General features: G+C 46.6%; 10 protein-coding genes and 1 pseudogene. 5 read left to right on the top strand and 6 right to left on the bottom strand.

Features of this window, described 5'->3' with window-relative positions; genetic code table 11:
* Positions 1-272, top strand: a 272-nt coding sequence (locus tag Q384_RS10035) for a calcium-binding protein (protein WP_037587677.1), incomplete at its 5' end; no start/stop codon positions are given.
* A gap of 91 nt (positions 273-363) precedes the next feature.
* Here the strand turns inward: Q384_RS10035 and Q384_RS10030 are convergent.
* Positions 364-1086: a pirin family protein gene (locus Q384_RS10030; RefSeq protein WP_037587675.1), complete on the bottom strand. Its 723-nt coding sequence runs from the start codon at positions 1084-1086 to the stop codon at positions 364-366.
* 150 nt (positions 1087-1236) lie between these two features.
* Between Q384_RS10030 and Q384_RS10025 the strand changes: the two genes are divergently transcribed.
* Complete coding sequence (locus tag Q384_RS10025; RefSeq protein WP_051940873.1) at positions 1237-1614, top strand: winged helix-turn-helix transcriptional regulator; 378 nt, start codon at positions 1237-1239, stop codon at positions 1612-1614.
* 198 nt (positions 1615-1812) lie between these two features.
* On the opposite strand, the gene Q384_RS10020 is transcribed toward Q384_RS10025, so the two are convergent.
* From Q384_RS10020 to Q384_RS10010, 3 genes are all read right to left on the bottom strand, one after another.
* Positions 1813-2760 carry a pirin family protein gene (locus Q384_RS10020; RefSeq protein ID WP_245608544.1) on the bottom strand — a complete coding sequence of 316 codons (948 nt, stop codon included), beginning with the start codon at positions 2758-2760 and terminating at the stop codon, positions 1813-1815.
* Positions 2748-3293 carry an NADPH-dependent FMN reductase gene (locus Q384_RS10015; protein ID WP_037587673.1) on the bottom strand — a complete coding sequence of 182 codons (546 nt, stop codon included), beginning with the start codon at positions 3291-3293 and terminating at the stop codon, positions 2748-2750. Before Q384_RS10015 ends, Q384_RS10020 begins: the two co-directional genes overlap by 13 nt.
* An 87-nt stretch (positions 3294-3380) precedes the next feature.
* On the bottom strand, positions 3381-3947 hold the full coding sequence (locus Q384_RS10010; RefSeq protein ID WP_037587669.1) for a YceI family protein: 567 nt from the start codon (positions 3945-3947) through the stop codon (positions 3381-3383).
* A gap of 152 nt (positions 3948-4099) precedes the next feature.
* Here Q384_RS10010 and ybeY point away from each other — a divergent pair, with 152 nt between their 5' ends.
* Complete coding sequence (gene ybeY / locus Q384_RS10005; protein WP_037587667.1) at positions 4100-4609, top strand: rRNA maturation RNase YbeY; 510 nt, start codon at positions 4100-4102, stop codon at positions 4607-4609.
* 81 nt (positions 4610-4690) lie between these two features.
* Here ybeY and Q384_RS10000 read toward each other — a convergent pair whose 3' ends face one another.
* Both Q384_RS10000 and Q384_RS14395 read right to left on the bottom strand, forming a co-directional pair.
* The gene (locus Q384_RS10000; RefSeq protein ID WP_037587665.1) at positions 4691-5125 is read right to left on the bottom strand and encodes a bactofilin family protein; all 435 of its coding nucleotides are present in this window, start codon (positions 5123-5125) and stop codon (positions 4691-4693) included.
* 93 nt (positions 5126-5218) lie between these two features.
* Positions 5219-6127 (bottom strand): M23 family metallopeptidase, encoded by a 909-nt coding sequence (locus Q384_RS14395; RefSeq protein ID WP_051940871.1) that lies wholly within the window; start codon positions 6125-6127, stop codon positions 5219-5221.
* 441 nt (positions 6128-6568) lie between these two features.
* Here Q384_RS14395 and aceE point away from each other — a divergent pair, with 441 nt between their 5' ends.
* Together aceE and Q384_RS09980 are read left to right on the top strand one after the other, a co-directional pair.
* A complete protein-coding gene (aceE, locus tag Q384_RS09985; protein WP_037587661.1) occupies positions 6569-9235 on the top strand; it encodes a pyruvate dehydrogenase (acetyl-transferring), homodimeric type in 2667 nt (888 codons plus the stop codon).
* Positions 9236-9285: 50 nt separating this feature from the next.
* Positions 9286-9536 (top strand): annotated as a pseudogene (locus Q384_RS09980) (IS481 family transposase); the annotation flags it as partial.

Genomic DNA, 9536 nt, shown 5'->3' with positions numbered 1-9536 from the left:
TGTTCAACAAAGGACATGGACAAGATACGGTTTATGACCACAGCGGCGGTTATGTGGATAATGACACTGTTCGTTTTGAAGATGTGTTGTTCGATGAAATCTTTTTGGAACGTGTCGGCAATGATTTAACGGTGTTGAATGGTCAAAACGGCGATAAATTAACGGTGCAGAATTCGTTCAGCAGTACATATTACCAAATTGAAACATGGCAGTTTGCCGATAAAACGCTGGAAATGCAGCAGCTGCTGGCAAATGCGCATTGGGTGGCGTAGGTGCGAACAATCCAATAAGTGTTTATCAATAAAAGGCTGCCTGAAACTTTCAGGCAGCCTTTTCAATGCAAATATTCAATTGAAACAGGGTTTATTCTTCATCATCAATCATCGGCACGTCCATCAGCAACACTTCGGCATGGGTGTCAGCCGTTAAGACAAACTCATCGGTATCCCACACGCCTAAGCCGTCCCGCTCGTTTAATGCGGTGTCGTTTACGCGTACTTTTCCTTTAATGACAAATACGTAAACACCGTTGCCTTTGCGTTTGATGCGGTATGTTTTGCTGATGCCTGCGTCCCAGTTTGCCAAGGAAAACCACGCATCTTGATGAATCCAAACGCCTTCATCATCAGGGTTTGGCGACAAAATTTGTTGGAAATCATTGGGTTTTGCGCCGTCGGCAATGCGCATTTGGTCGTAGCGCGGTTTAACATTGTTTTTATTTGGAAACACCCAAATTTGGAAAAAATCCACCGGTATTTCGGCATGGTGATTCATTTCGCTGTGAACAATGCCTGTGCCTGCTGACATCACTTGAATATCACCATGACGGATGACGCTGGCGTTGCCCATGCTGTCGTGGTGTGCCAAATCGCCGGATGTGGGTATGGAAATAATTTCCATATTGTCGTGCGGGTGCGCACCAAAGCCTTTTCCGCCGGCAACGTGGTCATCGTTAATCACGCGCAAAGCACCAAATTGAATGCGCTCGGGGTTGTAGTAGCTGGCAAAACTGAAAGTATGATGACTTTTCAGCCAGCCATGATTGGCGAAACCGCGGCTGTCGGCTGCGTGGTAAATGGTTTTCATGATGCTGTCCTTTCTGAGTAACGGCGGTTTTCTGCCGGATAAATCGGAAGGCTGCCTGAAAAATTATTGCCGCTTTCCGTTCGATGGTTGTATTATAGCAACTACAAACTTTTTTAAAAGTACGCACATTTTTTATACTGTAAATAAACTATGAAACACATTGAAAAAACCAATTCAGAAGACATCTCCGAGAAATCCTGTCCGGTGGATAATACGTTGAGTATTATTGGCGGGAAATGGAAAGTTTTGATTTTACATCATTTAAAAGATGAACCGCGTCGGTTTAATGAGCTGCGCCGCCGTATTCCTGACATCACCCAGCGCATGCTCACTTTGCAATTGCGTGAGCTGGAGCAAGACGGTATTATTTTGCGTCATGTTTATCCGCAAGTGCCGCCTAAAGTGGAATATTCTTTAACCGAGCTGGGCTGTACCTTAATTCCGGTGATTATGGCGATGCACGAGTGGGGGCGGGTTTACGGCATACGGCTGTTGTCTGAACGAATGCCAAGCCAATTGACACCCTAAAAATAGGTTGCTGCGGCATATTGTGTTCGCTTGTGTCTTGGGCTCGAATTTGGTTATTTTTGCTGCTTGATTGGTGTCGTTGCCGCGGTTTTATTCTAAATTCTAACAGGCAGGGCAGTACGGTAATATTTGTAACTTGACCGTAAAAAACAACAAACCCGTTTCAGGCAGCCTGAACGGGTTTGTTTGTTGATGCTTTTATTGCGCCGCCCACGGCGGTGTGGGGGCAAGCAAGCGTTTTAATTCGCTGTTCACTTCGCCGAACCGTTTGCTGTGTTGATTCCATTCTTCGGCGGCGCGGTTGATGTCTGTTCGTTCAGGGGCAACGAAGTTCCACCAAATAATGGGTTCAAAATCCAAAGGGGTGCCGCCAATCAGCATGATGTGTGTTTGGCTGCCCACTTCAATCGGCAAGGTGTCGCTGCCTGCGGCAACATAAGCCAATTCGTTTTCGGCAAAGGTTTCACCGCCGATTTTCAGGCTGCCTGAAATCACCAATAAGCCATATTCAAACGCGGGGTTTGTCGGTAAACGCACATCGGTGGCTGCCTGAAAGCGTATGTCCACGCCGACTATGGGTGAATATTGCAAGGTGGGGGCGGTGTGGCTGCCGAATGTGCCTGTGGTTAAAATGTAATCGGCGTGTGCATCTGACCACATCGGCAGCTGTTCATAAAAATGGAATGACGGCGCAATCACTTGGTCTTTGGGCAGCACAATCCACAATTGCACGGCATGCGCCCGTTTGCAGCCTTCGGGGGTTTGCTCGGTGTGTGCAATGCCGCTGCCGGCAGTCATTAAATTGACTTCGTTGCGGCGAATCACGCGTTCGTGCCCTAAGCTGTCTTTGTGCAGCAGTTCGCCGTCTATCATCCAAGTGAAGGTCTGTAGGTTGATGTGCGGGTGGCTACCCACTTGTAGGCCTTTTTCACCTTCACCGAAATCAGACGGACCGATGTGATCAAGAAAACACCATGCGCCGATGGTGCGTTTCTTGGCTTGCGGCAGGGCGCGGGCAACGGGAATGCCGCCCACGTCTTTTTCGCCGGATAAGAATTTTTGAACATTGCTCATGGCTTTTTCCTTATCGGCGGTTTTTGTTGCCGCCGCGGTTTCGGGCTGTTTGGTTGTGGTTATGCCAGCCAATCATCAAATGTTTGAATAAATCGGCGTAAAAATGTTTGGGTGCGCTCATCGCTCAAATTGCCTTGTTCATCTAAGGAATCAGTGATGCGGCTTAAATACACTTCAGGTGCAACCAAAACCTGCGCACTCAATAGTTGCAGCACTTGGCGTAAATGCAAACCTGCGGACAAGCCGCCGAATGTGCCGGGCGATGAGGTAATGACGGCGGTTTTTTTACCCGTCCACACGCTTTTTCCTGCAGGGCGGGAAGCGATGTCAATAACATTTTTTAAGGCAGCCGGTATGCTGCGGTTGTGCTCCGGTGAAATGAATAATACGGCATCAACAACGCTTAATTGACCGCGGACGCGTTCGTAAGACTCAATCGGGTCATCATCATAATCTTGGTTGTAGAGCGGTAAATCATTGATTTCGATTTCGGTGATTTGCCAATTGGCGGGTGCGTTGGCACGCAGAAAAGCGGCAATTTTTTTGCTGTAGGCATCTTGACGCAAGCTGCCCACAATCAGGGCGATTTGACGAAGATTGGGCATGATGTCTCCTTACTTAGTTTTAATATTTTCGGGTTGTTTAAATAAAAAAAGTGGTCTATTCGGCATGATGCAAGAAAAACCCAAGCCTTATTTTTTGGCGGCTTCAATTTGGATAGACAGTTTTATGGGTGCGGTTGCGGCGGCTTTCAGCAGATAATTCATGCCCCATTGCGCACCATTGATGGCGGTCTCAAAATCACCGCCGCACACTTCTGTTTTTAACATTGGGCTTTGGTAACAATTAAATTTAGTTGTCGTGAGCGTAACGGGGTGTGTTTTGCCCAATAAAGTTAAATTGCCCTGTATTTCTTTTAATTTGCCATCGGCAAATACCCACATGTCCGACACAAACCGCATATTCGGAAAGCGGTTTGCATCAAAAAAATCGGCAGCTTTCAGGTGTTGATCAAATGCGGGGCGGCCGCTGTTGAGCGTGTTGACGGGAATGGTGATGTCCGCAAAACCGCTTTGCTTGGCGGCATCGTATTCAACCTTGCCGGTTAAATTAAAAAAGCCGCCGATATTGGTGCTGGTGTTGAAGTGATCAACAGCGAAGCGGGCATTGGTGTGTGCCGGATCAATTTGGTATTCTGCTGCCCAAGCGGGTGCGACGAGTGCGGCAAACGTGCATGCGGTTATGATTATTTGTTTCATGTGAATCTCCTTTTGATTTAAGATATTCTACGGCAAAATAAACCATTGGGCGTATCATAAAGCCAAATTTATTTTTTTTGAAACCAAGCGGTTGCCGTGCTTTGATGGGCTAAAATGGCGGCTTCCGTTTTTTCTTATGCACCTGATGATTTATGAAAATTGCTAAAAAATATGAATTTTTAACGCGTTTGCGCCGCTGTTGTTTATTGTGCTTGGATAATCACAGCACAATGCTTGGGCTGCCTGAAAAACAGGATTTTGCGCGTTGGCTGTGGCAAACGTGCAAAAACGATTATCGGCGGGCAGAAATCAGCATTCTGCTGTGCGATGAAGAAGAAGCGCGGGAATTTAACCGTGATTACCGAGGCAAAGATTACGCCACTAATGTGCTGAGCTTCGCTTTGGATAAAGCAGATATTTTTGAAGAAGCAGGCTGCCTGAAAGGTGATTTGGTGATGTGCGCACCTGTGATTGCCAAAGAAGCTGCCGAACAGGGTAAAACGATCATGCAACACTTTGCGCACTTAACCGTACACGGTGTGCTGCATTTAATGGGCTGCGATCACGTGAATGAAGCCGATGCACAATACATGGAATCTTTGGAAATTTCCGTGATGCAGCAACTGGGTTATGCCAATCCGTATGCAGCAGATGAGTGTTGATAATATTGATTCAGCGCAATACAAAAGGCTGCCTGAAAGAATATTTACTTTCAGGCAGCCTTTTTATGTTGATTGATTGTATTAATTATTGCCGGTTAAATTGATGTCATCAGACAGCATTAAAGTGCTTTTTTCGTCTAAAGTTAAAAATGAACCGTTGCCATCACCGTGCATGGTGATGTTGCCCTGATAAACAGCGCCCGGCTCTACTTCCAAACTTTGGGTATCAATGTTGCCGAGAATGTGTGCACCGCTTTGTAAATTGAGCATTTGTGCTTTGACATTACCTTCGATGCGTCCGAACACGCGAATTTCTTTGGCTTGGACAGGTCCTTTTACCCAACCTTTATTGCCGATAATCACCGTATTTTCTGCCGTTACATTACCAACCACACCGCCTTCAATTTTAATGGAATTGGGGCTGTTTACCCGTCCTTCGATGCTGCAATGTTCACCGATGAGTGTTTCAATATCTACTACAGATTCACGACCGCTTTTTTTTGACGAACCAAACATAACTGATATTCCTGATATGGGTAAAAATAAAATAAAAAAATAACAAAATATTGATCTGCTATCCCCATACTAAACCAATATTCAATGAAATTGTTACAACTTGCTGTTTAAGGACAAAAAGGATTCGGGATCCAAAGCTGCGCCGCTTCGGCGAACCTCATAGTGCAAATGCGGACCGGTAGAGCGGCCGGTGTTGCCCAATTGTCCGATAACATCGCCCGCTGTTATTTTTTGCCCGTCTTTTACACTGATTTTATTCAAGTGTGCATAAATGGTTTGATAACCGAAACCATGCTGAATTTTTACCACATTGCCGTAACCGCCTTGATGTTCTGCGACAATCACCACGCCATCGGCGGTTGCTTGAACCAAATTGCCCACATCACCGCGAAAATCCAAGCCGCTGTGCATTTCTCCGCCTCTTCCGGTAAACGGATTGGCGCGGAAACCAAAACGCGATGACAAGCTGCCGTTGTGCGGAACACCAATCGGTACTTTGCGCAAGTGCTGAATCAATTGTTCGGTTTCACTGGTGAGCTGCCCCACTTCTGGCAGCGGGTTATCCAAATCCACGCCGAGCGGACCGCCCGCTGCATCGTTTTTGCCGAGCTGAATGGTTTTCTTGTCTGCCGAATCGGCGGTTTGAGTACGTACACTCACGCCGCGATTCTGCAAATACTGCTTGATGTTGGCAATCACTTTTTCAGATTTGCCCAACTGTTTTAATTTGGCAGTTACTTCGGCAGAGGTTGCGTTTTCCAAATCAACCACTTGCTGGCTCAACTCTTCCGCTTGGTTTTTGCTTTGCCAATATTGTGCGCCCAAATACAGCGACGCGCTACCCAGCAAAACCGTGCTTAACCCCAGCGTCAGCAGTGCCGGCTTGATGACACGAATGGTGGTGTGGCTTATTTGCAGGGTTCTGGTGCTTTGATCGTCAATAATCAGCACGGTGGCTTTTTTGGGCGAGGTATTATTCTTTTTTGAATCAAATTTTGTCATACAGTGTTACCGCTCCTTGAAACGCTGCCATTGTTTTTTTGTTTTTTTGCGGCATGCTTCTGACCAATATATCAATAAACCTCGAAAGATACTGTATTTCGACCCAAAATGCCAGTTTTCTTTTCTCATTTTTTGTCTGTTTTACGGAAATTCAAGTTTTGCGGTGAAGTGTATGTGTAAAATGCATGAATATTGCCGTACACGATTAAGGCAGGTAAGATTTGCCATTGATTGCCCGCTTTCTTGAATATGAAAATCATTCGCCTGAAATTCAGGCAGCCTGCATAGGGGTGAATCAACACACAATCGGCAAAATAAGCCGCAAATTTTTTCCTGCTTGTACATGACTTTTCGCTGTTTTGAACACGCTTTTTTCTGAATATTGACGGCATCAAAACGGTATTCAAACCCAAGCTATTTTTGAATTAAAGGATATTCCTTATGTCTGCTGAATTAAACGATATTGACCCGCAAGAAACCCGTGAATGGTTAGACTCACTTGAATCTGTATTAAAAAACGAAGGCCCCGAACGGGCGCATTTTCTATTGGAAAATTTGGTGCGCCATACCCGCCGCCAAGGCGTGTATCTGCCATTTGATGCCACTACGGCGTATTTGAATACCATCCCCGTTAATAAAGAGCAAAAATCACCCGGCAACCATGAATTGGAACACCATATTCGCTCAATTATCCGCTGGAATGCCGCCGCGCTGGTGTTGAATGCAAGTAAGAAAAATTTGGAATTGGGCGGACACATTGCTTCGTTTCAATCGTGTGCCACTTTGTATGATGTGGGATTCAATCACTTTTGGCGCGGCAAAACCGAAGAATATGAAGGCGATTTGATTTTCTTCCAAGGACACAGCGCACCCGGGTTTTACGCACGTGCATTTATTGAGGGCAGGTTGACTGAATCGCAAATGGAAAACTTCCGCCAAGAGGTGGACGGCAAAGGTTTATCGTCTTACCCGCACCCGTGGCTGATGCCGGATTTTTGGCAATTCCCCACGGTGTCTATGGGTTTGGGGCCATTGCAGGGCATTTATCAGGCGCGTTTGCTGAAGTACATGGAATCACGCGGTTTGGCAAAAACCAAAGGACGCAAAGTGTGGGTATTTTGCGGCGACGGAGAAATGGACGAACCGGAAAGCCTCGGTGCGATTTCACTGGCGGCACGCGATGGCTTGGATAACCTGATTTTTGTGGTGAATTGTAATTTGCAGCGGTTAGACGGACCTGTGCGCGGCAACGGTAAAATCATTCAAGAACTGGAAGGTGATTTCCGCGGCTCGGGCTGGAATGTATTAAAAGTCATTTGGGGCAGCCGCTGGGACGCTTTGCTGGCACAAGATCACAACAATGCCTTAAAACGCCGCATGGAAGAATGCGTGGACGGTGATTACCAAACCTTCAAATCCAAAGACGGCGCGTATGTGCGCGAACATTTTTTCAATACGCCCGAATTAAAAGCCATGGTGGCGAATATGTCCGATGAAGAGGTGTGGTTTCTCAATCGCGGCGGGCACGATCCGCACAAAGTGTATGCCGCCTACCATGAGGCAGTAAACAACGCCAATGGCCGCCCAACCGTGATTTTGGCGAAAACCATTAAAGGCTATGGCATGGGTGCATCGGGAGAAGGTCAAAACACCGCGCACCAAGCCAAAAAAATGGATATGGTTTCACTGAAAAAATTCCGCGACCGTTTTGGTATTCCGGTGAGTGATGAAGAAATGGAACACAATTTGCCTTTCTTCCGCCCCGCCGAAAACAGCGAGGAAATGCAGTATCTGAAAACACGCCGTGCCCAATTGGGCGGCTTTTTGCCGGCGCGAATACCCAGCCAAGAAAAATTGCCGATTCCCGATCTGAGCGAATTTGAAGCGCAATTGGCAGACAGCGGAGACCGTGAATTTTCTACCACCATGGCATTTGTGCGTATTTTAAGTACATTGCTGAAAAACAAAGAATTGGGAAAACGCATTGTGCCGATTGTGCCTGATGAGAGCCGCACATTCGGCATGGAAGGCTTATTCCGCCAATACGCCATTTGGAATCCCAAAGGACAGGTATATACCCCGCAAGACCATGACCAACTGATGTTTTACAAAGAATCAAAAGACGGGCAGATTTTCCAAGAAGGCATTAACGAACCGGGCGCAATGAGTTCATGGATTGCGGCGGCAACCAGTTATTCCAATAGTCATTATGCTCTGATTCCTTTTTATATTTACTACTCTATGTTTGGCTTTCAGCGTGTTGGTGATTTGGCATGGGCGGCAGGCGATCAGCGCGCGCGCGGTTTCTTGCTGGGCGGCACTGCCGGGCGCACCACGCTCAACGGCGAAGGTTTGCAGCATCAAGACGGACACAGCCACATACAAGCCGATTTAATACCCAACTGCATCAGTTACGACCCTGCCTATGCCTATGAATTGGCTGTGATTATTCAAGACGGTTTGCGCCGCATGTATGTTGAACATGAAGACGTGTTCTACTACCTCACCGTGATGAACGAAAACTACAAACACCCTGCTTTGCCGCAGCAAGCGGGTGTTAAAGAGCAAATTCTCAAAGGCATGTATCTGCTTAAATCCGGTGAAAACGGTACACGTAAAGTGCAACTGCTGGGCAGCGGTGTTATTTTGAACGAAGTGATTGCCGCCGCTGATTTGCTGAAACAAGATTTTGATGTAGATGCCGATATTTGGAGCGTTACTTCGTTCAATCAGCTTTACCGAAACGGCATCGAAACCGAACGCTACAACCGTCTGCACCCCACCGACACGCAGAAATGCGCTTATGTAACCGAATTGCTGCAAGATAAAAAAGGTCCGGTGATTGCGTCCACCGACTATATCCGTCATTTTGCTGACCGCATTCGTGCATTTGTGCCTGCTGACTACACGGTATTGGGTACAGACGGCTTCGGGCGCAGTGATTCCCGCGACAATTTGCGTGATTTTTTTGAAATCAATCGCTACCACGTTGCCGTTGCCGCACTGAATGCCTTGGCAAAACAAGGCGTGGTTGAAAAAGCCACGGTTCAGGAAGCCATTGATAAATATGCGATTAAAGCAGATGCAGAACCGGCATGGAAACGTTAAATTGTAAGAAATCCCAGCGTTGTTTACAGTATTTATAGGAAAATACTGCAATGAACATTCATAAAAGAACCCGTTTACTGCCCTATCAGCGTCAAGAAATTTGGCGGCTTTATACAGAAGAAAATGTCCGCGTTTCTGATTTGGCGGCTACCTATTGCGTCAGCAGACCCACCATCTATAAAGTCTTGAAAGAAGCGCGGTTACAGGTATTCGTGCCTAAAAACAGCACTAACCGCCGCTTCAAACAAGTTCGTTACGGCATGAAGCGTTTGGCAAAAGTAGAAAAAGCCATTCAAGACAA

Source organism: Stenoxybacter acetivorans DSM 19021, assembly GCF_000745895.1.
Taxonomy (GTDB): domain Bacteria; phylum Pseudomonadota; class Gammaproteobacteria; order Burkholderiales; family Neisseriaceae; genus Stenoxybacter; species Stenoxybacter acetivorans.
This window is presented reverse-complemented; position numbering and strand designations above follow the sequence as displayed.